18 protein-coding genes are annotated in these 25,119 nt (G+C 47.9%); 2 read left to right on the forward strand and 16 right to left on the reverse strand.

All coding sequences use genetic code 11. The annotated features are described in order from the left end of the window. Positions 1-253: 253 nt before the first annotated feature. The 10 genes from BUB18_RS21325 to BUB18_RS21370 form a co-directional block, all read right to left on the reverse strand. Positions 254-3,061 (reverse strand): M16 family metallopeptidase, encoded by a 2,808-nt coding sequence (locus BUB18_RS21325; protein WP_083550457.1) that lies wholly within the window; start codon positions 3,059-3,061, stop codon positions 254-256. 22 nt (positions 3,062-3,083) lie between these two features. Next, a complete protein-coding gene (locus tag BUB18_RS21330; RefSeq protein WP_073084977.1) occupies positions 3,084-4,397 on the reverse strand; it encodes a MutS-related protein in 1,314 nt (437 codons plus the stop codon). Between the two features lie 6 nt (positions 4,398-4,403). Beyond that, the gene (locus BUB18_RS21335) at positions 4,404-5,729 is read right to left on the reverse strand and encodes a MutS-related protein (RefSeq protein ID WP_073084979.1); all 1,326 of its coding nucleotides are present in this window, start codon (positions 5,727-5,729) and stop codon (positions 4,404-4,406) included. An 11-nt stretch (positions 5,730-5,740) separates the two neighbouring features. Further along, a complete protein-coding gene (locus tag BUB18_RS21340; RefSeq protein WP_073084981.1) occupies positions 5,741-8,044 on the reverse strand; it encodes a Gldg family protein in 2,304 nt (767 codons plus the stop codon). A gap of 21 nt (positions 8,045-8,065) precedes the next feature. Continuing rightward, positions 8,066-8,995 carry an ABC transporter ATP-binding protein gene (locus BUB18_RS21345; RefSeq protein ID WP_073084983.1) on the reverse strand — a complete coding sequence of 310 codons (930 nt, stop codon included), beginning with the start codon at positions 8,993-8,995 and terminating at the stop codon, positions 8,066-8,068. Positions 8,996-9,142: 147 nt separating this feature from the next. Then, positions 9,143-10,069, reverse strand: coding sequence for a hypothetical protein (locus tag BUB18_RS21350; protein ID WP_143160037.1), 927 nt, complete (start codon positions 10,067-10,069; stop codon positions 9,143-9,145). A 26-nt stretch (positions 10,070-10,095) separates the two neighbouring features. Then, the gene (locus BUB18_RS29860) at positions 10,096-11,517 is read right to left on the reverse strand and encodes a RagB/SusD family nutrient uptake outer membrane protein (protein ID WP_073084987.1); all 1,422 of its coding nucleotides are present in this window, start codon (positions 11,515-11,517) and stop codon (positions 10,096-10,098) included. A gap of 9 nt (positions 11,518-11,526) precedes the next feature. Beyond that, a complete protein-coding gene (locus BUB18_RS21360; RefSeq protein WP_218588077.1) occupies positions 11,527-15,186 on the reverse strand; it encodes a SusC/RagA family TonB-linked outer membrane protein in 3,660 nt (1,219 codons plus the stop codon). A gap of 187 nt (positions 15,187-15,373) precedes the next feature. Next, positions 15,374-16,573: a FecR family protein gene (locus BUB18_RS21365; RefSeq protein ID WP_073084989.1), complete on the reverse strand. Its 1,200-nt coding sequence runs from the start codon at positions 16,571-16,573 to the stop codon at positions 15,374-15,376. 57 nt (positions 16,574-16,630) lie between these two features. Beyond that, on the reverse strand, positions 16,631-17,233 hold the full coding sequence (locus BUB18_RS21370) for an RNA polymerase sigma factor (protein WP_073084991.1): 603 nt from the start codon (positions 17,231-17,233) through the stop codon (positions 16,631-16,633). A gap of 388 nt (positions 17,234-17,621) precedes the next feature. On the opposite strand from BUB18_RS21370, the gene BUB18_RS21375 reads away from it, so the two are divergent. Beyond that, positions 17,622-18,002, forward strand: coding sequence for a nuclear transport factor 2 family protein (locus BUB18_RS21375; RefSeq protein ID WP_073084993.1), 381 nt, complete (start codon positions 17,622-17,624; stop codon positions 18,000-18,002). 168 nt (positions 18,003-18,170) lie between these two features. On the opposite strand, the gene BUB18_RS21380 is transcribed toward BUB18_RS21375, so the two are convergent. Then, a complete protein-coding gene (locus BUB18_RS21380) occupies positions 18,171-20,315 on the reverse strand; it encodes a glycoside hydrolase family 31 protein (RefSeq protein ID WP_073085314.1) in 2,145 nt (714 codons plus the stop codon). A 330-nt stretch (positions 20,316-20,645) separates the two neighbouring features. On the opposite strand from BUB18_RS21380, the gene BUB18_RS21385 reads away from it, so the two are divergent. After that, positions 20,646-21,566: a phosphatase PAP2 family protein gene (locus tag BUB18_RS21385; RefSeq protein WP_073084995.1), complete on the forward strand. Its 921-nt coding sequence runs from the start codon at positions 20,646-20,648 to the stop codon at positions 21,564-21,566. 88 nt (positions 21,567-21,654) lie between these two features. Here BUB18_RS21385 and sigZ read toward each other — a convergent pair whose 3' ends face one another. From sigZ to BUB18_RS21410, 5 genes are read right to left on the reverse strand one after another with little or no spacing between them, the layout of a single operon-like run. Next, on the reverse strand, positions 21,655-22,206 hold the full coding sequence (gene sigZ / locus BUB18_RS21390; protein WP_073084997.1) for an RNA polymerase sigma factor SigZ: 552 nt from the start codon (positions 22,204-22,206) through the stop codon (positions 21,655-21,657). Then, positions 22,206-22,619, reverse strand: coding sequence for an arsenate reductase ArsC (locus BUB18_RS21395; RefSeq protein ID WP_073084999.1), 414 nt, complete (start codon positions 22,617-22,619; stop codon positions 22,206-22,208). Before BUB18_RS21395 ends, sigZ begins: the two co-directional genes overlap by 1 nt. 42 nt (positions 22,620-22,661) lie before the next feature. After that, positions 22,662-23,741, reverse strand: a complete 1,080-nt coding sequence (arsB, locus tag BUB18_RS21400) for an ACR3 family arsenite efflux transporter (RefSeq protein ID WP_073085001.1) — start codon at positions 23,739-23,741, stop codon at positions 22,662-22,664. A gap of 9 nt (positions 23,742-23,750) precedes the next feature. Beyond that, positions 23,751-24,239 carry a GNAT family N-acetyltransferase gene (locus tag BUB18_RS21405; protein ID WP_073085003.1) on the reverse strand — a complete coding sequence of 163 codons (489 nt, stop codon included), beginning with the start codon at positions 24,237-24,239 and terminating at the stop codon, positions 23,751-23,753. A gap of 22 nt (positions 24,240-24,261) precedes the next feature. Then, positions 24,262-25,095 carry an arsenite methyltransferase gene (locus BUB18_RS21410; protein WP_073085005.1) on the reverse strand — a complete coding sequence of 278 codons (834 nt, stop codon included), beginning with the start codon at positions 25,093-25,095 and terminating at the stop codon, positions 24,262-24,264. Between the last annotated feature and the right edge of the window lie 24 nt (positions 25,096-25,119).

A 25,119-nucleotide genomic window follows, 5' to 3' on the forward strand; every position in this document is an offset into this window, starting at 1 on the left:
TACATTTGCATTATACAAAATATCGAAGATTGCGTTTTGATAGACGCCTGCAAGGCGTCTCTACACCGCGAATAAAAATGGTTAATAAAGTGCAACAGTAATATTCGGCATCATCATACCATACCGTTAAAATTTTAACTTTGCCCTCCTGCCATGCGAATTCAACATCTCCACAAAAAAATTACTCATTAAAAATAAATCAGCCGGACACGAAGTCCGGCCGCTATCTATGGTTTTTTGCTTATGAGAATTCTTAGTCTTTTTTCTTTTCAGGCAACGCTACAAACCGGATGCTGTTTTCACCGCTCAGGTAACGCTTCGAAGCATTGCTAATGGAGCTTCCGGTAAGTTTGTTCAAACGCTTTTCTACATCCGGCAGCGGTTTCAATTCCTCTTTCTTTTCCACCTTGCCAGCTATATACTGTAACCAAAATTCGTTACTCTTCACCTGCAATTCGTACTGCTGCCGCAGGCCTGCTTTGTATTTCAGCAACTCGTCGCTGGTAGCGCCTTTCTTTTGCAGGTTAATAATATCCTCCTGCACCAATCCTACCAGATGTTCCACATGCTCCGGCGCACAGCCAAAAGAAACATTGATGGAGAATCGCTGATCCGGTTCTTTAGTCATCCCTCCCTGCACGGATGGCGTATATACTTCGCCGGCAGTTTCACGTAAGCTGGTCAACAATCTGTACTGCAATATTTCGGCTAATGCCTGTAGCTGCATTTGCTCGTCCTCGCTGTATTTGCAATCGCCATGGTACACGAGTAGCACGGTAGCCTTATTATCATTTCCTTTCTCCACGGTTTTGATCAGCTTACCTTTAGGTACGCTGGAATGCAGTATCACCGGCTGCTCATGGCGATTCAGCGCCGGCAACGCACCCAGGTAGGTTTCCAGCAAAGGTGCAATGCTGTCGGTATTAAAGTTGCCGACAAACACAAAATTTGCATCAGCCGCATCTGCAAAACGGTCCCTGTAAATTTCAAAGGCCTTGTCCAAACTCACACTATCCAATCGCTCCTGCGTAACAGGGCTCAAACGGTAATGATAATTACTCAACACATTACTCACCGTATCACTAAACACATTACCGGGATTATCATATTTATTCCTGATCTGCTCCCTGGAGCGCGCAACGGCATTTTCAAATAACACCGTGTCTTTACGCGGCGCTGTATAACGCAGGTAAATCAATTGCAGCGCAGTTTCCAGGTCGTCGGTAGTGCAGCCGCCATTGATACCCTGACTACGGCCACCTATATACGCTCCTACGGAAGCCGATTTACCATTCAGCATGCGGGACAACTGCAACGGTGAAAACTCACCCAGGCCACTGCCGCCAATAATTCCGATGGTATTGGAAGCAGTCGGGTAATCTGCATCGCTGTACTTGTTAATTCCACCCGGTGCAAACGACATGAACTGTATCTGATCATTTCTATAAGCAGTAGGTTTCAGCCATACTTTTACGCCATTGCTCATGGTCAACTGCTCCACCCCTACTGCCGGTATATGCTTGCGGGCAATAATTTTTCCGCCTGCAGGCACTTTAGGTAACAGTACCTCATTGGCCGCCACATCTTTATATTGCTGCAACGCGGCCGTGCTGACCTTCGCCAGCCATTCCTGTACAGTAGCGGAATCCGGCAGGTTGCCCTTCTCCCGCTCAGGACCTGCAACGAATATATCACGGTTGGTAGCAGTGATATATTGCGTAGCCACCGCCTGTATATCGGCCAGGCCGATTCCCGGCATCTGCTGCTGCATGAAGCGATATTCCCAGTCGAAACCCGGCGTAGCAGCACCATTCAGGAACAACTGCTGGTATTCGGCTACATAATTATTGGAAGGAGTTTTGCTCACTTCCCGCTTCGCTTTTTCAAGGTTAGTCATGTAGGCGGTTTTTGCCCTGTCCAGCTCCGTTTGGGTAAAGCCATAACGCTTCACCTGCTCCACCTGCGACCAAGCCAATTCAAATGCTTCCTTCAGTTTGCCCGGCTTGGCAGTAACGGAAAATCCAAACTGTGCCAGTCCACCTGTTAAATTCCCAATACCGGCTTTGACCCCCAGGAATGGCGGGTTAGCCTGCTGGCTTAATTCACTCAGCCGGTAGGCCAATAGCTGATTAAATAATCCCCGCTTTACTGCCTGCAGATAGTCAGTAGTGGTTTTTAATTCCGTTCCCGGATGCTTCACCAAAATTTCCAGCTCCGTGGCAGTAATTTCAGGATCGGTGAGCAGCAGCCACTGGTTTTTGCCGGTCAGCTCTATTTTATAATCCGGTCTGGGCCGCGCATGGTCAGGATTTTTCAAACTGGCAAATTGCTGTTTTACCTGCTGTTCTACCAGCACAGGGTTAATATCTCCCACTATAATTAATGCCTGCAGATCGGGCCTGTACCAGTCATGGTAAAAACGACGTATAGCCGCCACCGGGAAAGTTTTCAGGATAGTATCCGTACCGATGGGGTTACGGAAAGTATACCTGGAATTATTTAAAATCACCGGCATTGTCTTCTCCTGTAACCTGGCTGCCACACCCTCCCGTAAACGCTTTTCCTCCAGGATAACACCCCGCTCCTTGTTGATATCATCTGTTTCCAGCAAAGCACCCTGTGCCCAGTCGCGCATGATTTCAATACCCTTGGTAACCAGTGAAGGATTATTAGTTGGGATCGGCAACTGGTACACCGTTTCATCGTACGACGTATAAGCGTTCAGGTCAGCTCCAAACCGTACACCCACTTTCTGCAGGTAATCTACCAGCTCATTTTTCGGGAAATGGGTAGTACCATTAAAATTCATATGTTCCATAAAATGCGCCAGGCCCTGCTGGTCGTCATCTTCCAGGATGGACCCCACCTTGTTTACCAGGTAAAACAGTGCACGCTGCTGCGGCTCCGTATTCCTGCGTATATAGTAGGTAAATCCATTGGGCAACTTGCCGGTTCTCACGGCTGTATCCAGCGGAATTACCTGGTTCTGCTGGGCATTAGTAGTATTTATCGAGGCAGACAACAACATCAGCGCCGCTGCTGCCATATAACGGTTATGCATAATTGATTGCGTATTTTAAAAGCTATAACATTTCCAGGATGCCTTCATTTTCAATGATAATCATCCCCTGTCTGTCTGTAGTAATGCCGGTTTCCAGCCTGTAGGTATAATGCGGTACATGCCCCTTCATCACCGTAGGTAAAAACCGGAACTGAATCTGGTCGCCGGTTTCCATCAGTGCATGGCCCACTTCGAATATATGCGTAGAGATAATAAAGAAGCAATCTTTAAAGGCGGTAAAAGCGGAGGTAACGGCTAACGTAGCATCGTAGGCATCTTTTACATTCGTACCTTTAAACAGCTCGTCGAAAATGATGAAAAGCGATTTACCGGCGGCCACTTCTTCCGCTACCCGCTTCACGCGCAGCACTTCTGCGTAAAAATGGCTATACCCTTTACTGATATCATCCGGTACATTTACGGACGAATAAATGCCATCCATAACAGCAAAGCGCATATGGTCCGCCGCAACCGGAAACCCCATGTGTGCCAGGTAAATCATAATACCGGCCGACTTCATAAGCGTTGATTTGCCGGCCATGTTAGCCCCGGTAAGAAACAGCACATTATTGGTACCGCTGAAGCCCAGCTGGTTGCCCACCGCATTGGCGAGCCCGGGATGCCGGATATTTTCGGCAGATAAAATATTTTCATGTTTGGGCAGAGCCGTGGCAAAGGAGCAGTTACGCGCTGTTGCTACTGCCGCTACCGCGATATACAGGTCTATCTCATACGTCAGTGCCAGCATGCTTTTCAGCTGCTCCCTAAACACACCGGTCAGCAAGTGGTGTAAATTTACTATTCGGGAGAAGGAAAGGCTTCCTTGTGAAAGCGGCTGCAGCCGGCTATCCTGCACAATACCGCTAACGGTGTCCGCCCATTTTTCCCAGGGAGAATTTTTGTGCCAGCCCTGCTTTTCAATGTGCTCAAGCAGCACTTTACAAGTCTGCAACACCTGCATGGTGCTGATAATTCGTTCCTGCTCCTGTTCAAAAGCTTCGTCCCGCAGGATCCACCCTGCCATCCGCTTCCTGCCCACATGCAGGAAAGAAAGCAGCTGGTTATTAGCTGTACCCTCTTCCACATATGCTTCCATTTTATCCAGGGCAGCATTATCAAACGGAAACTCCGCGTGATGGGTAGTGAAATATTTAAAAATAGCGCTGCGTGCATTGATCTGGCCGGCATCTGTTAAAGGCCGCTCAAACATGGCTTCCAGCAACTTCTCCGCTCCTCTCGTCTTTACCTTATTAAACAGGCTGAATACGGAATGTGGGTTGTATTTTCCCAGCATCGATAAATCGTCCAGTGTTTGTTTATCCGCAATAAAGCTCATGTTCGCTTATTGTTTTTTCTGGTTAAGAATATCCAGTATTCCCTCATTTTTGATGATCAGCATACCGTGCCTGTCAGCCGTAATACCGGGTGTAAGCCGGTGCGTATATACGGGCCTGTTACCTTCCATTAACGTAGGCAGGTATACGAAATTGATGTTGCTGCATTTGTCCTTCAGCACATCGCCGGCTTCAATGATATGGGTCGACACCACAAACATACAGTTCTTCCGGCGTGCAATGGCGCTGGTTACGGCCACTGTGGCCTCAAACGCATCCTTCACATTTGTACCGCGAAACAGCTCATCAAAGATGACGAACAGGTATTTATCCCGGCTCAGCTCCCGCGCAATATTTTTGATGCGCAGTACTTCTGCATAAAAGTGACTGGCGCCCTGGGTGAGGTTATCGGGTAAATTGATCGTTGTAAAAATCCCATCTCTTACAGAAAATTCCATTTTGGACGCGGGCACCGGGAAACCCATCTGTCCCAGGAACATGGCTATCCCCAATGCTTTCATGAAAGTGGATTTACCTGCCATATTTGCACCGGTCAAAAACATCACATTGTTAGCCAAAGAAATGCTAATACTGTTTTTTATGGGAGATGTAAGTGCCGGATGGTAAAAATCTTCCAGTACCACCTGCTGCAGCGTTTTCTCCAGCGCCACCGGGAAGCAAAAGTTTTTTGTAACGGCAATTTTCGCTACGGACAAATACACATCGGCCAGGTAAAGCTGTTGCAGCAACTGCTTCATCACATCCCGTTGCCGGAAGCGGAGTATTTTATCATACTCCGCTACCCTGGCAAAAGGTAATTTCTGTTTTAAAGGTTCCTGTAACAAAGGCAGTAGTTCCGGTAATTGCAGCAGGGAATCCGCCATCGTCAGTTCCTGGTTAAAAGGGATATGTTCCCGGAGCGCCGCCGCAAAGGACACTGTGGTCTGCAAAATATGAATCAGACTCTCCACTCCTCTTTCTATGCCTTTATAGGCATTGTCACCGGCAATCAGCTGGTTCAGCTTCCGGCCCAGTGAGTCCTGCTGGTCGTTCAGGCGACTCCGTTCATCCGTATTTTCCAGGTACTGCTCGGCCGCATCAAACCAACTAACCTGGTAAGGAAAGGGCAGCTCCTTTGCAGCAAAGGCACGGATCACATTACTGCGGGCATTGATCGCCTCCTTATCGGATAAGGGGTGACGGAACATTTCTTCCAGCAGCTCCGCCCCTCCCCGTGTAAAGGTATTATTGAAGATAGCATACACTCCGTCTGATCCCTGTTTGCCGAAAATATTCAGGTCAGTAAGTGTTTGTTTATCGGTCATTAAACTCATACCGCTACTTTTTATTTTCTTTTTCTTCTAATGAGTAAAATGGTGCTACCTATGAGTAACAGTCCCGGAATCACGTACATTAAACCGCACCGTACTATTTTCAGACTTGTTTTGGTGAGGGTGGTTTCGTTGTCGGAAGGGCGTGGTCGACTCACATCCACCGGCACCGTACCGTAGGAGAGCCAGCCGAAGGTGCCCGGGATGAGGGAGAAGTTGGCAGCGCCGTATCTCCTGATGGGAGGTGTCATCCCGCCGTTACTGATGCAGTCGGCATCTCCCAGCACCATAATACGCTGTTCCTTATTACCCACTTTACGGGTAAGCGCCATCGCTGTTACAAAGCTGTCCAGCCGTTCGCCGGCAGCAACATCCACTGTCGCGGAGTCGTTAACAAAGTCGATCGTATGCACCTCGTTCCAGGTTTTCATGGTATCGATGGTCTGTAATACTGGGGTAGCTGTAAAGCCTTTATCCTCCGCCATTACGAGCCCCGCTGATTTCACCATCCCTACATACTGGTGGCGTTCTATCATCGTTTCAAATACTTCCGACACCTTTTTAGCCGCAGGGGTAGCCACACACATCACTACGTTGGCCGCCACATCCTGTTTAGGCTGCACCAGTTGACCCGGAATAGTTTTCATACCAAATTGTGCGATAAACTCTTCCATCACCGCCGAGCCGGGTTTCAGCGTCACCAGCAGGTTGCCGCCGGCAGCGATATAGGCATCTATTTTCTTTTTCACCACGGAGTCCATGGCTTCTTTCATATCCGCAATCACGATAACATCCACGCCTTTCGGTATCTCTTTATTACCGGAGAGGTCCAGCGTTTCCACGTCACAACCCTGGTTAGTGAGGGCGTAACGGAAAGTTTTTACAGAAGAAAACAGGGTATAATCCTTGATGCGGTCGCCTTCAATCAATCGCTCTCCCTGTCCGCCGAGGAAGCCGATTCTCGGCAGTTTCATCACCATGCGTTTGAACATGGCCGATACTTCCGCTTCATTCGGAAACTTGAACATATCATCGTAGATCCTCAGCCAGGCTTTCTGCCCGTTCTCTCTTTCCACCAGCCTTACAAACGTATTGCCTTCATCTGTCAGGTTTACCTGCTTTTTAATTTGTTCGGGCGAGAGGAACATGTCGAAGTCCAGGTCACGCAGCTCTGCTTCCTTACGGGCCATCTCCTCCAGCGTTTTACCTTTGTATACGAAGTCGAGCCGCGCATTATTGCTGGGTTTATCGTAGTAATAAACGTATTTCAGTTTTGTTTCCGGTTTAAAACGGATGTACTGTTTCAGGCGCTGTTTATCTTCATTTACCTGGCTGGGGATACCGTTGTAATATTCCCTGTCCAGCAGGTTAACATAAGTGGTAATGGTAAGCCCGCCGGTGAGCTGATGCATGATGGCCTGGCTGTTTGGCGTAAGGGTATTACGCTTTGTTTCTGAAGCATCGTAGTACGCCATCAGCATAGGGCGTGAGGTAGCGTAACCCAGCATCATTGCCGCCAGCACTACCAGGCTGTATTTCCCCCATACCATAGCAAAACGCTGGTGGGTGCGGTTGGCCTGTAATTTCTGAATGCTGAGTGTCAGGAACATCAGGATGACTATCACAAAGTACAACACGTCCTCACTGTTGATCAATCCTAATATCATCTCATTACAGCGACCTGAAATAGACAGCCAGTAGGTGATGTCGCGTACAAAGCTGATATCCTGCCATACCTGGTTCATGTAGCTGAGTGCTGCCAGCAGTACGAGCGTGCCTAATGCTGCCACCACCTGGTACGAGGTGAGGCACGACATAAACAACCCGATGGCCGAATAAGCGCACATCAGCAGGTAAATGGCCAGCAGCCCGGATAATACGGACGGCAGATCAAAATGATCAATATAAATCATCCCTATCATCACATATACCAGTATTACCGCCAGCAGCAAGCCACTGTAGATCATCATGGCCAGAAACTTACCGCGGATAATCTGGGAGGAAGTAACGGGGGAAGAATATAATAGTTTGATGGAACCGCTGCTGAATTCCCGACTCATCAATCCCATGGTGAGCAGCGGCATGTACAGATAGAGGTACTTTTGTACCGCAGGCAGCAATCCCAGCTGGCCGGCGAATAAATTAGCGGTGATGAAGGAGTTGCCAAAACCGATGTTCTGCGAATGCAACACTTCCTTTAGCAAACCGGCAAACACCATCCCCGTCTGAAAGGCAAATACCACCAGGATCATCCAGGCTATGGGAGAATAAAACAAGGTAAATAATTCAGCCTTGGCGATTTTATATACACGTCTCATGAAATATCTTTTATCAGGTTTTTAATGGTTGTTTTTCTTGGATAACCTGGCGAATACTGCATCCAGGGAGCTCTTTTCCACGACGAGCTCCATCAGTCCCCACTCGTTTTTTACACTTTCTGCGGCTACACGCTGCGCGGTTTTCTTTTCCCCGTCGTACCCCAGCCGGAAACGGTAAGGGGTCAGCTGCTCTACTGACTTCACGCCTTCCAGCGTCATCAATACTTCCGTTAACGGCGGGGCATCCAGCGTTACCACCAGGGTGTTGGGCTCTATGTAGTTGTTAAACATTTCGAGTGACCCGGAGAACACCATCTGGCCTTCTTCAATCATTTTGATCTCGCGACAGGTAGCCTGCACTTCTGTTAGGATATGGGTTGACAGGAGTACGGCACGATCAGTAGAGATGTGTTTGATCAGGTTGCGTACTTCCACGATCTGGTTGGGATCCAGGCCGTTGGTGGGCTCATCCAGCACCACAAATTTCGGGTTGTGTACAATGGCTTGCGCAATGCCTACACGCTGCTGGTAACCACCGGAAAGGTTACGCAGTAAGCGGTCCCTGAAATGCGCTACACCGCAGCGTTCCAGCGCCTCAGCCACTGATTTCTTTACCTGCGTTTTCTCCACCATGCGGAGGTCCGCACAGTAAGTGAGGTATTCTTCCACGGTAAAATCATAATGCAGTGGCAGCTTCTGCGGCATAAAACCAATATTTCGTTTAGCCGCTACCGGATTATCCTTCAGGTTAACGCCGGCGATATATACCTCCCCCTTGGTCTGCTTTAACACACCGCAGATGATGTTCATGGTCGTAGATTTACCAGCTCCGTTAGTTCCCAGCAGGCCAACAACGCCCTGACCGCTGATCTCAAAATTTATATCTCTTACCGCCCATTGAGCCGCATAACGGTGAGACAAGTTTTCAACTTTTACGATGGTGTTTTCCATTCTTTACGGATTGTTTATTCAATAATATAGCAGGCATAGGCATGGCCTACACAATGCTGATGTGTTTTATGATGCAGGGAATAAAGGCGGCGACCTGCTTTTCAATCCCGGGGGCATTACACCCCCGGGTGAAAAGGATAGTCAGGATTAATAGGTCGCATTCGCGATGGCGCGAACGTCTATATTGTATGAAGATTTAAAATAGGCAACTAACAAGTCGAACTTCTGTTTAATCAACGGGTATTTCAGGTATGGCGCCATCTCCGCATCGGTACGTGTGGTCAGGTGCAACATATAACCTGTTGCATCCGATGACTGGGCGGTAGTCCATGCATAGGCACCATAATACCACTCTGAAGGTGCACCCGTTACAGCATTATAGCTGCCTGGCAAAAAGCCCCGCTGCCGGTATGCTTCCAGGTTTGCTGCATTATTACTGATTGGGAACGCAGGCGCTGTTACATAGTTTGTCAGCTTGTAAAAGGAAGCAGGTATTTCCACTATTTTATTTTGTACATAATACGCCCATATAGCGCTTGTCAGCAGATTTTTCCGTTTCACTTTTTCTGCCGGCGTCATTGTGCGCAGCGATGCATTCATACCCGCAAAACATATCGCCTTATCTATCACCTTATAGTCGGAATACAGGTATTCCATGCCGGCCGGATAACCAGGGCCGCGGTATGTTTTAATGGTATCAGCCAGTAACACCCGGTAAGGAATTCCCTGTGCCTTCTTGAACGCATCCGGCAGGAATTTCAGCCAAACATCGTCCAGGAAGGTCAGCATATCCATTACGTATTCCGGTTTCCCTAAAACCGCCGTATCTATCTTGGCATTGCCGCCGCCCGTAGAAGGTACCCACACAAAATCCTTCTGCGTAAATACATACAGGAAGTAGGAACCGTAGTTATCGTACAATTGCTGGATTTTATCATTGGCAGCAGCAGGCGCATTGCCCTGTGGCAGTTGGTAATCGTGCCCAATCTCTACCGGCGGGCCGATTTTCTCGTCTTTCTTACAGGCGAAAAATAGCATACTGCAGATACAACCGATAATTAATCTATGTCTCATGTGATGGTTGAATAGCTTGTTGAAAATTATTGTCCGATCCTGTCTGGCGCCATGCCGGAAGGATTTTGTATTAACGCCGGATTCCTTGTCAGCAGGCTGGTAGCAAAAGGCAGCGTATAAGCCGGATCTTTTTCCGCCAGTTTATATTGCAGCACCGGCTCTCCCGGCTCATGCTGATAACGGTGTGTGATGGCCGGCATGCCATAACGGCGCAAATCAAACCAGCGGAAGTTTTCAAAGCAAAACTCCTTACGGCGCTCTTCTCTTACTGCCTGTAATAAGGTCGCTTTATCAGTTACCGCTTCATCCTTATAACCGGGAATGCGTGTGCGACGCAGGTTGTTGAGGTCTTTCAGGGCGTCGGATAATTTATCCAGCTGTACATAGGCTTCTGCCCTGTTCAGCAGTGCTTCAGGGGTTCGAAGCGTTTGCGCCAGTGCTGCACTGGTAGGCAGTTTTGATACCAGTGGTACAAAGGTGCCAGACTGCACCTGGATACCTTTGGTACCTCGTACATCTGCAGGATCAAATGTACCTCTGAATGCCGCAGCAGGAATATAGGTGGTCTGGTTAGGCTGTGTGTTACCACCGTAGAGCCACTCTACTTCCGGATTGGCGTAGGTGAGCCAGGAATATACCTCCAGCGCTGTCAGGTCTGCTAAAACGCCCCCCTGGTCAAATACCTTGTTGGCTTCTTCAATGGCCTCGTTGTATTTTTCCATGTAGAGGTATATTCTCGATAAAAGAATATGAGTGGCAGGTTGATTGATATGATAATCCTTACGCACGATGGGCAACGGGTCCATCAGCTCCACGGCCTGCTTCAGGTCATTCACCACCTGGTCGTACACTTCCTGTACCGTGTTTTGCTTCAGCGGCTTGTCCGTCATACCTGAACTGAGTTTCAGTGGTACGCACAGCGACTGTGGACGATAGTTATAAGGCTCACCATACAGGTTAGCGAGGCGGAAGTAATAAAACGCTCTTACTGCCAGTGCCTCTGCTTTTACACGGGCCTTGTCCTTATCGGACCCAATAGACTGATCGATATTTTCCAGGACGGCATTGCAGCCCATGATCCACTTGTAATAGGCAGCATAAGGGGTAGCAGCAGGATCTTCGCTGGTGCGGTCCCCTACTCCGTTCATATCCGCCAGCTTAGGCTGCCAGGTATAGTAGAGATAACTGTATTTAGCATCGTATTTCCCTACGGGCGACTCCTGCCCGTTTGCGAATTCAATGAACAGGTCCACATCATCATCCATAAAATAGACCATGTTCATTGGTTCTGAATTATTCATGTAGCCGGAGCCGATCAACAGCTCGCGGTAGTCGATCGCAGTTTTCGGAATCACTTCACTCTGCGATTTTTCTTCCAGGAATTTACTGCAACCGGAGAAGGTCAGCAGACCTGTAACACCAGCTAATATTAATGATTTGAATTTCATGCGTTATTATTAGAGTGTCATGTTAAATGAAATAGAAGCCATTCTGCGTGCAGGCCAGCCGGCAGTTTCAGGATCATAACCCCTCCATTTTTTATCAAACGTAATCAGGAAAGGATTGGTCAGGCTCACGGCAGTGCTCAAACGTTTTATACGAACTCTTTTCAGCAGTACCGGGTCAAACTCGTAATTAAGCGAGAGTGATCGGCAACGGATAAAATCAGCATTGGCCACCATAAAATCTGACATATTATATAACGTATATGGAGATACGCCGAGGCCAGGATTTAAGGTAGGCAGGTTTATCTCGATATAACGCGGATTACCAGGCGGCACTGCCGGGATGTTAGTATATAACTCATCTCCCGGTTGCTTCCAGCGCTCGCTCAGTATACGCGGCACATTTTGCTCCGGCGTGGGTGCACCGCTGGCATTATAGTAGGAAGGCACACGTTTGGCTGCGCCAAAGGCCATGGCAAACTGAGCATAGAAAGTAACATTCTTATAACGCAGGCTGGAATTGAAACCACCTGTAAAGTCCGGCTCCAGCTTACCTGATTTCACGAGGTAATCCAGGTCGTTTGCCGTAGGTTTAATGTTCAGGTAATTAAACATAGGCACGCCGGTATTATGATTCAGGCCCGCATAGGAATAGGAATAAAAAGTAGAATAGGCTTCCCCGTTAACGATGGCGGTACCATTCAGGTAATCGTCTTTGGTATTCGTTCTTTCATTTTGAGTAAGCTTGTTTTTAGCCTTACCGGTGTTTACGGATACCTGCCAGGTGATGTCTTTAGTTTTCACCGGCATAATGCTAACGATGAGGTCATACCCTACGTTCTCCATCCTGGAACCGAATACGGTGGCGGAACTCATCCCATTTTCAACCGGTACCTGGCGGGAGGCCAGTACATCACTGATTTTCCCGTAGTAGTTGGCAGTGGCGTTGAGTCGGCCGTTGAAGAAAGAGAAATCGGCGCCGAAGTTGTACGACTTCGTTTTTTCCCAGCCAAGATCAGGATACGGCAGCGACTTAATATTGAGCGTATACTGTTTGAAGATATTACTCAGGCCACCGTCCGTAGCAATCAGGTATGGCGACACTGCTTCCACGGCATTACCCTGGTAGCCATAGGTGGCAGAAAGGTCAAATGCGTTGAGCCAGGTTTTAGAACGCAGGAAGTTCTCGTTGGCTACACGCCATCTGCCACCCACAGACCAGGTTGGCTGGAATCTTTTATTTTTATCCTGTCCGAAGCGGTTGGATGCGTCCAGGCGGGAGTTGAAGTTGAAGATATAACGGGAGTCGTAGCTGTACACCGCCGTGATATATTCACTGAGGAAATTACTGCGCTGGTTGGTAATCCCGGAATTGGTGCGCATCAGGTCATTGAGGTTAGCTGCCCCCTGGTTTGTCAGCAATGCCGGCAATAATGGCACGGGCGCATAGCTTTCGCCGCGGTAGCGCAGGTAACCGTAGCGGGTGCTCTTGTTGGATTCCAGCAAACTGGATCTCGCTTCGATACCGCCCTGTAAAGTGATGTTATGTTTCAGCCCAAAGTAGTGGTTATACATCAGGCTGTTTCGGAACGTATAGCCGTTGTTGCTGGCGTTCTCGAATTGTGCCATACCGCCAAACGGGAGGCGACTACCCAGTTCTTCCGGCGAATTGGCTAACACGGTTCCAAATTCATAGCCCCTGGTTTGGGTGATATAATAGGACAGCTCTGTAGCGTAGGATTTGCCGGTGGAGGTAGCAGAAGTATAGGACAACAATCCCTGGTATTCCAGTCCTTTGGCAATTTCGTACCGTACATCCAGTGTGGAAGCCAGTGTGGTAGCCGTATTCTTGTTACCGGTGTTATCCAGTTCATTCTGGATATTATAGAGATAAGAAAACTTATTAGGGTACACCGTACTGCTTTCTCCCAGTTTTTCGTGGTAGAAAAGCGTTCCATCGTCCTTATACATGGGAATGGTACGGGAAGTTTTGTAGGCGTAATCAAACGGGTTTACGCCATAGGCAAAACCATTTGTTTCGCGGAAGGTACCGTTCAGCAGGAAGTTTACAGTTAAGCGGTTGCCAAAGCGCAGGGTGGTGTTGGAAGAGGCTGAGAAGGTGGTCAGGTCGTTGCCTTTCGCTTCCCCTTTCTGTTGCTGCATGTTCAGCGAGGTCCTGTTCGTGATTTTTTCAGATCCACCCGAGATGCTTATGCTGTGGTTCTGGTTAAAGGAGTTGCGGAACAGTAGTTTAAACCAGTCTGTGTTCTGCTGTTCCAGCTTTCTGTATTGTTGCTGATAGGTGTTATAATCGATTTGTTTGGTTTGCAGCTGCTGAATCAGGGCTGCATAGCCGATGGGCAGTAAGGTGTTGGTATAGCTGTCGCGTCCTTCGTAGATCTCTTTGGAAAACTGCATGAGTTCCTGGGAGTTCATGAGGTCGAACATGCGGTAGTCGGGCCGCTGGCCGATGCTCAGGTTATTATTATAAGATACCGATAAGCTGCCTGGGCGTGCTTTTTTGGTGGTCAGTACAATCACCCCGTTGGCTGCCTGGGAGCCATAGATGGCGGTGGCGGAGGCATCTTTGAGTACGGTGATGGTTTCGATATCATTGGGGTTGAGCCAGGAGATAGCGTTGGATGCCAGCAGGCGCAGCTCTTTGGCGTCACCGGCGAGGGAGCCGTTACCGTTTGGAATGGGCAGCGGATCGCGCTGGATCACGCCATCAACCACCCAGAGGGGTTCCTGGTTACCCAGCAGCGTGGAAGTACCACGGATACGGATTTTAGGGGCAGCGCCCACCTGTCCGGACTGCACCATTACCGACATACCCGGCACTACGCCCTGTAACATCTGGTCGATGGAGGTTTCACCGGCCACCTTGATGGAATCGGCCCTGATGGAGTATACCGCGCCAACGTATTTATCCTTGTTTACGTTCATGTAGCCGGTTACCACTACGTTATTCATTTCATAGTCCCTGCGGTTGAGGGTGATGTTCATCATCAGGTTGTTGCCGTCTGTTACCAGCAGGGAGCCGCTTTGCTCTTTTTTAACCGTATAGGCGGTATAGCCGTTGGCTGATTTACGGATGCCGACTTCGAGCGATTCAAAGCCCAGCATGGTAATCTGGAGGATGGCTTCTTCCGGAAGGTGCGTAAAATAGAAGGCCCCGTCAGCGGAGGTGATAGTACCGCTGGTGGTACCTTTGATCCGGACGGACGCGCCGGGCAGGAGTTCTCCTGCGGAGGTACGGATTATACCGGAGATACTGATAGGCGGCCTGGCTGCCGGAGTAGCAGCAGGTTTGCGCGACAATACGATCGTTTTGTCTTTAATCAGGTAGGTCACCGGGAGGTCCTTCAGCATTTCATCGAGGAGGTCTTCCAGGGCCATGTCCCTGGCGGAAAGTGATACTGTTTCCGACTCGCTGATCACATTGGTATTGCTGAAAACTACGTAACCTGTCTGCTGTTTGATGGCAGAAAATACTTGCTTAATAGGTATAGTTTTACCCGTTATAGTCACGGATTGTGCGTGTCCTGCGGCCGATACCTGCAGGATTGCCATAGTTAATAGAATGATGGTAAGACGCATAGCGAGGCAGATTTTGGTAAGGCCACGACGCTTCCCTGCATGATCAGGGGGCCAATAGCGTTTTTTTTGCATAAATTGCATGAGATTTGGTTGTTTAAAAAATGAGAATTGCAAAAGACCATTTGAAATAACTAAGTCGGTTACACCGTCACGGCCGCAATCCGTGGCGGTTTTTTATTCCTGCTTCGTTTTTTTCAGGCAATATTCTTCCCGGCCGGTATCTCCGGCTTTTTATTTTTACATTCCTATAGTGTTGTTATTATTTATTCAATACTATCAATTGCCGACCTTCCACTCTAAAGTCGACTTCCGTTCTCTTTAAAATCTCTAATAAATCTGTCAAGGCTATTTGTCGGCTCATCTCTCCTATAAACCGGGTCTGAGGTATGCCGTTTTCGTATACTACTTCTATATCATACCAGCGTTCGAGCTGGCGCATTACTTCTTCCAGGCTGGCACCGTCGAAGTTGAACAGTCCATTTTTCCAGGCCATTACTTTTTCCAGGTCTGCTTTACTGGCCAGGGTCAGCTGCTGGCCGCTGATGGCTGCCTGCTGGCCGGGCTTCAGCACCAGGCTACTGCCTTTGCCGCCTGGCAGGGCGATTACGCGTACACTACCATCGGCCAGCGTGGTGCGGATGGCGGCTTCATTCGTATAGGCATTTACGTTAAAGGAGGTACCCAGTACTTCAATGGCTGCCTTATTACCTACAGTCACAAAGAAAGGACTGTTCACATTTTTTGCTACTTCAAAATATACTTCCCCGGTTACTTCTACCCTTCTTTCGTTGGCAGCGAAAGTGGTAGGATACCTGATCGAACTGGCGGCGTTTAGCCATGCCCGTGTACCGTCGGGCAGGGTCACCTGGAACTGCCGTCCTTTGGGCGTAGTCATGGTATTATAATCCAGCTCACTATTTTTGCTGGCGGTGGGATCATAAATAAGTTCTCCGGAGGCTAAAATCACGGAAGCCCCTTTCTGGCTGGCGATTACACCGGTATTCATACTATCGAGTATCAGCTGGCTGCCATCGGCCAGGGTAAGCACGGCGCCTTGTGTTCCTGGCTTAATGTCCGCCTGATGTACTGCCAGTTCACGCCCCCTATTTTGCTGATGGGTGGACCAGAAATAGGTCCCTCCTGCCAGGAGGATAACCGCTGCGGCAGCAGCCCAGCCCCATTTTTTCAGGGAGCCGTAAGATCGCATAGGGACCACCTGTGGTGCTGCAAATTCAGGAACGGCGGCACTGATTTTACGGATTATTCTGTCCGAATCATAAGCATATAGTTGTTGCAGACGAGCCGTCAGCTGCCGCTCATCTGTCATTTCTGCAAAAAGAGCACGGTTGGTTTCGGAATCGTTGGTCCATTCCGTTAAGGCCTGCTGTTCTTCGGCAGTAAGACTATTATCCAGATATTTACCGATTAGTTCGGCGATATAATGACTATTCTCCCTCATGATATACTACTAAAACAACTAACGCTTCATTATATACCGGTCTGTTTGAAATTTTTTTTACCGGTTCAGCATGGTGAGCGCAACAATAAGGGCAGACAGGGAAAGTAACTTGTTTTTCAGGATGGCGGTACGTAGTAAAGCCACGCCTTTGGCTTTCTGGTTAAGCACAGTTTGGTATGCGATATGGAGTTCATCCGCGATTTCGGAGGCGCTGCGGCCTTCGAGGATGGCGAGTCGCACCACCTGCCCGCATTGGGCCGGGAGCTTTTCTATTTCCTGTTGGATGAGGTGCATTACTTCCGAGCGGATGTAGGCATGTTCTACATCGGCGGAAAACCGCTCTCCAGCCTGCCCGATAGCCTGATGAATATCGTGGTGGCGTTTTGCTGCCTTCAGGTAATTGAGCGCAGCATTTTTGGCGGCGGTATATAAAAATGATTTCAACTGTCCGAGGGAAGGGAAATTTTCTCTTTGTTGAAACGCTTTGATGAAGCATTCGGAAACGATATCTTCAGCGGCCATGGTATCGGCTATCAGCTGATCTGTAAAAAAGCAGAGGGCCTTCTGGTATAGGTTATATACCTCCAGCAATGCTAATCGCTCGCCCCGCTGAAATGAATGAATCAGTTCTAATTCCCCGTATGCTTCGATGGTTGACAATATTTATATTTATATGTACAGGAACTCACAAACGCTGGTATTCTGCATAAACATGCAAAATTGATGAAAAACAAATCTAAGAACTATAACTTAAAAAATCGAGTATAATATGGAATTATTCATGGAGAATATCTAAAAAACGTTTGTTAATCAATACGGTGGGCACATTCTAACGTATTGCATATTTATTTAATTTCATTAAAACCCGTCTTTATTTTTTAGGGAGAGATTTACTGTTTCGTTGTAAAAGGGCATAGTTGAATCGGGCTGTATACGATGCGGTGCCTCTCCTACGTAATCGGTATGAGACGGGAATAGAACAGGTACCCTCGGCAAAGTATTTTTTGTTGGAATGAAAAAAAATCGAATAATTTTGTGGCAAAAAAATATGGAACCCCTATCAACGCAAGTTAACTCAGCAGCTGAAAAGCAATCAATTCTCCTTACATTAAATGATTATCTCCAGGGCCGTCCGGTGTTAGACATCGAACGTATGCGGGCAGCATTTCATCCCGGAGCAATCATCAGGACTACTATTGATGGTAAATTACGTCAGTGGGCATTGCCGGAATACCTGGACCTGGTGGCTACCTTAACCGTGCAGGAATGCCAGCCTGAAGTGGTATCTTACTCCTGGGATGGGGATACCGGTTCGGCTGTAGTGCAAATTACATTTGCGACCTTCCGTTTCATTGACCGGTTTAACCTGATGAAGTTGGATGGGAAATGGGTGATCGTGGATAAGGTGTCGTACCGGCAGGAGCTGTAGCGCATTATCCAGCGTTTAAACCAGCAACATCAGCCCACTACATGCCAAAATAAATTTTGCTTGCAGTTAACATGGCTAAAAAGCAATCCCCCCGCGCTTCGCACAGGGGGATTGCTTTATTGTGACTCCTCTGGAATTTCTATATCATTAATAACGCGACGCAGCGGTTCACATAAACCGCCATTTAATCTCTTTATAACCTGATTTCAAACCCTGTTTATTATCCACAGCCACTTTTCCATTCCACTTGCCATTCTTATCTTTCTTAGCGGTGAGTTGGTACTGCATATACTTTCCCTGCTGATAGCTAAAGGACTCTCCGTCATCATCATACAAATTAGCACTGCTTTCTGCTTCGCCATAGTGGCGGATTTCCAACGCCAGCTGTTCACCAGGTGCAGGTGTATGCAACACAGGAGGGATCATCGGGATGATACCACCATCCTTAACATATACCGGTATCTTGTTCAGACCTGGCGTAGCAGTGATGATGCCACCATCTCCTACAAATTCACCTGTATAGAAATCGTACCATTTACCTGCCGGCAAAATTACTTTCCTGTCGGTTTGCCCGGCAAACATAGGCGCCACCAGCAGGTAATCGCCCAGCATAAACTGGTCCTTCACATCTTTTTTCAATGCTACCTGGTAGGGGTTGTTGGTGCCATCCAGTGCGGTTTTCTCTGCCTTATCCTGGTAGGAAAATCCTTCCACGAGGTTCATGGCGCGTACAGGTGGCTTACCTTCCATATAATACTGGGAGAAGGTATTGTAGAGATAAGGCAATAACTGCATGCGCAATAACGCCACTTCTTTCACCTGTGCTTCTACTTCAGGGAAGCTCCATGGTTTGGTGCCATCCGCCCAGGCATTCAGCATGGCCATTGGTGAAAAGCAGGCCGACTGCATGCGCCGCAGCCACTCTTCCGCCGTTTTAGAAGCTCTTACTTCCGGCGTCCATAATACACCTATAAAGCTGCTGTTGCAAAGCGCCGTGATAAAATCATGGTGGTCATAGTAATCATTGTAAATAACATAAGGGAGAGATGAAGCGCCTGCGTTGGATGCACGTACGAGGCCATAGGTGCGTACTCCTTTTTCTTTGAACCAGTCCGCTGTGGCACGTTGCATCAACACGCCAAATACCTGGCGCATCTGCTCCGCAGTGGTTCCCGAAGGGAAAGTGGCTACGTCCGGCCAGATCCATTTATCATAGCCATCTACTTCATCTATCTTATAACCGGAGATGCCGATATCCAGGTGCTGTGCTTTGAATAAATTCTTGTACAGCTCCTGTGCAGGTGCCAGGGTCAGGTCCGGTACCAGGCCATTCCACACGGTATGTGTACCTGACAATGGCTTTGCTTTTTCATATAAGGAAGATGCAGGCGATAAGTATGGGTTGAGCCACAAGTTGAGGCGCACCCCTTTTCCTTTCAGTTCCTTTGCCAGCCCGGCAGGATCAGGGAACCGGGATTTATCCCATTCAAAGGTACAAGGGTAAGCTTTGGTTTGCCATCCTGGCTCAAGGCCTATGAAGTCGAGCGGGAAACCATGTTCTTCAAAACTCGCTGCCTCTGCTCTTACCTGCGCTGCGGTAGACAATGTAGGCATGCGATGGGTAAAGCCGAGGCCCCATTTAGGGGGCAACACACCTCCTCCATTCAGCAGGTTGTAACGCTGCACTACTTCCATGGAGTTTTTGCCCGCAAACACATATACTTCCGTACCGGTTGTTGGTACCAATATTTCTACCGCATCGGAATAAGGCTGCGAACTCCATTCAGAAGAGGTATTTCTGTCATATACTTTTGGCGGATGCTCGCTGTCCACCCGCACTGCCGTGCCGGCGTACACGGTGATATAACGGGCGCTGTTAATCAGCACCCCATAGCCGTTGCTGGAAACATAGAAAGGCACCGGTGCGTGGGAACGTCCGTTATCTACCCCACCGTAGTGGTCCATGTGCAGGTTCAGTACCTGTCCGCGGCGGTTCACCGTTTTAAACTGCAGGCCCAGGCCGTACAACTGCTCTTTTTCCTGTAAAGGAAAACGCAGGTATACTTTTCCATCGCGGAGCTCCGCTTTGCAGTCGGCCTGTGCTAACGGGAACGCCCGCACTCCCAGCTTTTGCAGTGCCTCCGTTCTGGGACTGGCACCAGCGGCCACCAGGGGATTGAGTTTGTCCGGCTGGCCTACGGTGGCTTTCCAGATGCCCGGCGCAACCTCCTGCCATTGCAAGGGTACCTGCTGAGCCTGTGAAAATAATCCGGAAAAAATGCAGATCAGGAACAAGAATAATTTCGTCTTCATAACTTCATTACAAGGGATCAAATGCGCCTCCCCGTTGCTTTTGTGTAAAATAGATATCCCATGCTGCCTGGTGGTACCGGTAGCATGATATAATAGTTTTTCAAAGTGGAATGCTTTCGTAATCGTAATAAGAAAGTGGAAAACATTCAACAACAGTGTATACTTGAATTCAACTGTAATTTATAGCGGATATCTATTACTTTTTAGTAGCATTTGAGCGATTAATAGCTAAATTTTAGCACTGTGCAAGAGGTTATATGCGTACGCCTGCGTCTTTTTTAGATACTAACCGTCTTATGGTAAATATTCTTTAACTACCAAAAGACGATTATGAAAATGAAACACCGCAAAAGAACAGTGCTGCTACTGTTGACTGCAGCTATTACAGGACTGTTAGTAAGTGGATTCCAAAGCAAACGGGGAAGTATACAACCGCTGGAACCTGTCAGCCAGCATTACAAAACACTTTCAACATGGAGTTTAAAACCTGACAACAGGCGGGCCTGGATGGACACTGTCAAATTTCCCTGGTCGGAATATGGAAAAGGTGCGCAGGGAAATATGCTGTGGCGAACTGTATATCTGAGCCCGGAAGATGAGGCCAGGTTGCCGGAGCTGATCCGGGTACCGGCCAACAGCTCAGACCAAACGAGGGCCGAGCTGGATTATATGCTACAAGTTCAGCAAAACAGGACACCGAAAGAAATAGAACGAGCCCGTTATATAGCCAACATTGGCTCCTGGCCAAATATTCTTAATCCTGAAGACCCGGATTATTATGAGAACAGGCAGCAACTATTTTACATTGCCACAGCCATCGGGGAATGGTATAATGATAAAAATTTCCCTGCAACTACTGCCCTGCTGCTGAAATGCATACAGGACATCCGCGTGACGGAATTTAGACTGAAGTGGTACTTTAAGCGCCCACGCCCATACCATCTGGAACCCGCCTTGAAACCACTTGCAAAAATCAACTCTCCTTCATTTGCCAGTGGCCATTCACTCTGGGCGTTTGCTGAAGCATTTATCTTTGCAGAAATTATTCCGGAGAAACGGGCCGAGTTTCTAAAAAAGGCGGAAGAGGTACGCTGGTCGCGTGAATTAATGGGCATACATTATCCGAGCGACAATGAAGCCTCACGAATAATAAGCTGGCATCTGCTTCAAGCCTGGTACCAAAACCCAACATTTGTAGCGGATCTTGAAAAAGCGCAGCGAGAGTGGAGGGATCGGAAATTGTCCTATTAAACAATATCCCTGTTAAAAGCGCCGTCTGACAGAAAACGCTTTTAACAGGGATCGCTCAAGCCCTGGGAGTTCAGGTAGAAACAGCTTTTTAACAGCTCATTTTTGTAGGTACGGCATTATTGCAACAAGACAGGATGTTGCCATATTTATCGAATTCGTACTGGCAGCATTTCAAAATAAGCGCTTTTAACAGCTCTCTGGCTCGCTGCACTCTTGATTTAGCACCGGATAAGGATATACCGGACATTTCCGCATATTGCTTTTGCGTATGCCCCTGAATTTCTGTGATAATCAACGCCTGCCGGTATATTTCCGGTAAGGTATCAATCATCGGTCTCAGGCAGTCTGCCAGTACATACTCCACCTGTGAATGCTTTTGTTCATCGGCCAACTCCGGGAATTGAGTTGTGGTTGCCTGCCGGTTACACCGATGATGATCCATAATAGCATTGCGGGCCATCCGGTACAAATAGGCCCTGATATTACCGGCAGCCTTAACCTTTGGCATGTTAATATAGATTTTTAAAAACAATTCCTGTAGCAGATCCTGACAATCGGCATCATACCCCATCTGTTTACAGATGAATTGTTCCAGTTCCCTGCTAAATTGCTCCCAGATGTTGCTTGCTGGCGTTTGCATTACAAGTTCTTTACTACAAAAGATTTGGTATAGTCTTTTATGATTTGTCGCACTTTTCTGAACTGCTGCATAATTTCCTCTTCAGTACCTGTTGCCTTTGCCGGGTCTGGAAAGTTTTCATGAAATTTTTGTGCGCTGGTTGGAAAAACCGGACATCTTTCCTTTGCATGATCACACACGGTAATCACAAAATCAAAAGGGATCTGGCTGTATTCGGTGATGTTATTGGAGGTGTGTCCGGTTATATCGATGCCGTCTTCGGCCATTGTAGCAATAGCCCTGGGATTTACGCCGTGTGTTTCAACACCGGCGCTATAAATCTCCGCTTTATCTCCGGCAAAATAGCGTAAATAACCTTCTGCTATCTGGCTACGGCAACTATTTCCGGTGCAGAGTACTAATACTTTTTTCATTTTAAGAAATTGAGGATGATCAGATATTTGTTTGTTACAGCATCACGATATAAATGCCGGTGGCTCACCGTACATTTTCTTTTTTAACCAGAATGCCACATTCACCAGCGCAATGAGTGCCGGAACTTCCACCAGTGGCCCTATTACCCCAACGAAAGCCTGGCCGGAATTGATGCCAAACACGCCGATGGCAACAGCAATAGCGAGTTCAAAGTTATTACCAGCAGCGGTAAAGGCGATGGATGCGTTCCTGGAATAGTCGGCCCCCAGTGCTTTTCCTAAAAGGAAACTAACAAGGAACATCATGGCAAAGTAGATGACCAGTGGAATTGCAATCCTGACTACATCGAATGGTATCTGTACGATCAGTTCTCCTTTAAGGCTGAACATCACTACGATAGTAAATAACAGTGCGATCAGGGTAACTGGTGAAATAAAAGGAACAAATTTATTTTCAAACCATTCCGTTCCTTTCAGGGCAATCAGGCCGTAACGACTAATGATACCGGCAGCAAAAGGAATCCCCAGGTAAATGCCTACGCTTTTAGCTATCTCTCCGATGGACACAGCCACCGTAATACCTTTCATACCAAATAACGTTGGCAGCCAGGTAATAAAGATGTAGGCGTATACACTGTATAGCAGTACCTGGAATATACTGTTTAAGGCTACCAGTCCTGCCGCGTACTCGCGGTTACCATCTGCCAGTTCGTTCCATACGATGACCATTGCAATACACCGGGCAAGCCCGATAAGAATAAGTCCGGTCATGTATTCCGGGTATCCGTGCAGGAAAACTATTGCCAGGGCAAACATCAGGATAGGACCAATAATCCAGTTCAACACCAGTGATGCCGTTAGGACTTTCGTATTGCTGAATACCTCACCCATATGCTCGTACTTCACTTTTGCCAGCGGTGGGTACATCATCAAAATTAACCCGATAGCTAAAGGGATGTTGGTGGTACCAGAAGAAAATGAATTGATAAAGTCCGACGATGAAGGAAAGAAATATCCAATGCCAATACCTATGGCCATCGCCAGGAATATCCATAAGGTCAGGTAACGATCCAGAAAGCTCAGCTTTTTACGTTGAGCGGGATTGCAATTTTGCATAGTCATAATAATAGTTTAGACGCCTACGTTAGTACTACGCCTCTCCAATAATACAGTATCTCTCCAGGTGCTGCCCATTTTGCCTATCCGTTCGCGGCGGCCAACCATACGGAATCCGCATGATTCATGCAATTTTACGCTCCCGGTATTTTCAGGGAATATACCGGCTTGTAAAGTCCAGATATTGTGTTGTTCGCTCTCACTGATTAACTTTTCCAGGAGCTGGCGTCCTACACCTTTATTTCTTTCGTCAGGTGCAATGTAAACGCTGACTTCAGCAACTCCGGCGTAAACACAGCGGCTGGAAACCGCTGTCAGCGCTGCCCATCCCAATACTTTGTCTCCTTCTACGGCTACCAGCCTGCATACCTGCAGGTGTGACTGGTCCCATTCCTCCCATGATGGAGCGGCAGTTTGAAAGGTGGCGTTGCCGGTAGCGATACCTGCTTCGTAAATAGATAAGACCTGCTTGCCGTGGCTGGCAGTCATTGGTTGAATGATCATAAAGGGTGCTTTTATGGTTTGATTAACAACAACCCGGAGGGCAACATGCCGCAGGCTTCTCTGCGTAAACCGTGATGCTGTATATACCTGTGTTGCTGGCCCGGAAAGCTACAATTTCTTCAGGACTGAGGTAACCAGAAAGAATATCATCCGGGATCACGATGGTTTTTTCCTTTTGAATGGTAATGTGCTGGAATCCGTTCTTTTCGATCAGGTTAAGATATTCCTCCTTTTGAATAGCGCCAGATACGCATCCGGCGTACATTTCAGCCGCCTGCTGTATGGTGGCCGGCAGTTCGCCCTGCAGTACGATGTCGGAGATGCTGAAGTGACCACCGGGCTTGAGCACACGAAAGATTTCCTTTATTACACCATCTTTATTGGGCACCAGGTTGAGCACGCAGTTACTTACTACTACATCCGCAACGTTTGCCGTTACCGGCATTTTTTCAATATCGCCCTGGCGGAATTCAACATTGTTGTAGCCCAGCTTTTCCGCGTTTTCGCGGGCTTTGTCAATCATCGCAGGGGTAAAATCAATACCAATCACTTTACCGGATTCCCCCGTTTCATGGCGGGCAATGAAGCAGTCGTTACCCGCGCCGGAGCCAAGGTCTATAACGGTATCTCCTTTTTTGATGTTCGCAAACTGCGTCGGAAGCCCGCAGCCCAGTGACAAGTCAGCATCCGGATTGTAGCCTTCCAGTGTGCTGTAATCATCAGTCATGATATTATATACTTCGGTGGAGCAACAGCCGGAACCACAGCAGGAGGCTGCATTGGTAGCACTATCCTGTAAAGCGATTTCGCTGTATTTCTGCCTTACGAGCTCCTTCTTTTGTTCGTCAGTATTCATGATTATATATTTGATTGTCTTATT

This window comes from Chitinophaga jiangningensis (assembly GCF_900142605.1).
GTDB classification, from domain to species: Bacteria; Bacteroidota; Bacteroidia; order Chitinophagales; family Chitinophagaceae; genus Chitinophaga; species Chitinophaga jiangningensis.

Bases quoted from the DNA above. Each gene is read 5' to 3' on its own strand.
- BUB18_RS21325 (WP_083550457.1), bottom strand. From the start codon at position 3,061: ATGCATAACCGTTATATGGCAGCAGCGGCGCTGATGTTGTTGTCTGCC.
- BUB18_RS21330 (WP_073084977.1), bottom strand. From the start codon at position 4,397: ATGAGCTTTATTGCGGATAAACAAACACTGGACGATTTATCGATGCTG.
- BUB18_RS21335 (WP_073084979.1), bottom strand. From the start codon at position 5,729: ATGAGTTTAATGACCGATAAACAAACACTTACTGACCTGAATATTTTC.
- BUB18_RS21340 (WP_073084981.1), bottom strand. From the start codon at position 8,044: ATGAGACGTGTATATAAAATCGCCAAGGCTGAATTATTTACCTTGTTT.
- BUB18_RS21345 (WP_073084983.1), bottom strand. From the start codon at position 8,995: ATGGAAAACACCATCGTAAAAGTTGAAAACTTGTCTCACCGTTATGCG.
- BUB18_RS21350 (WP_143160037.1), bottom strand. From the start codon at position 10,069: ATGAGACATAGATTAATTATCGGTTGTATCTGCAGTATGCTATTTTTC.
- BUB18_RS29860 (WP_073084987.1), bottom strand. From the start codon at position 11,517: ATGAAATTCAAATCATTAATATTAGCTGGTGTTACAGGTCTGCTGACC.
- BUB18_RS21360 (WP_218588077.1), bottom strand. From the start codon at position 15,186: ATGCAAAAAAAACGCTATTGGCCCCCTGATCATGCAGGGAAGCGTCGT.
- BUB18_RS21365 (WP_073084989.1), bottom strand. From the start codon at position 16,573: ATGAGGGAGAATAGTCATTATATCGCCGAACTAATCGGTAAATATCTG.
- BUB18_RS21375 (WP_073084993.1), top strand. From the start codon at position 17,622: ATGGAACCCCTATCAACGCAAGTTAACTCAGCAGCTGAAAAGCAATCA.
- BUB18_RS21380 (WP_073085314.1), bottom strand. From the start codon at position 20,315: ATGAAGACGAAATTATTCTTGTTCCTGATCTGCATTTTTTCCGGATTA.
- BUB18_RS21385 (WP_073084995.1), top strand. From the start codon at position 20,646: ATGAAAATGAAACACCGCAAAAGAACAGTGCTGCTACTGTTGACTGCA.
- sigZ (WP_073084997.1), bottom strand. From the start codon at position 22,206: ATGCAAACGCCAGCAAGCAACATCTGGGAGCAATTTAGCAGGGAACTG.
- BUB18_RS21395 (WP_073084999.1), bottom strand. From the start codon at position 22,619: ATGAAAAAAGTATTAGTACTCTGCACCGGAAATAGTTGCCGTAGCCAG.
- arsB (WP_073085001.1), bottom strand. From the start codon at position 23,741: ATGACTATGCAAAATTGCAATCCCGCTCAACGTAAAAAGCTGAGCTTT.
- BUB18_RS21405 (WP_073085003.1), bottom strand. From the start codon at position 24,239: ATGATCATTCAACCAATGACTGCCAGCCACGGCAAGCAGGTCTTATCT.
- BUB18_RS21410 (WP_073085005.1), bottom strand. From the start codon at position 25,095: ATGAATACTGACGAACAAAAGAAGGAGCTCGTAAGGCAGAAATACAGC.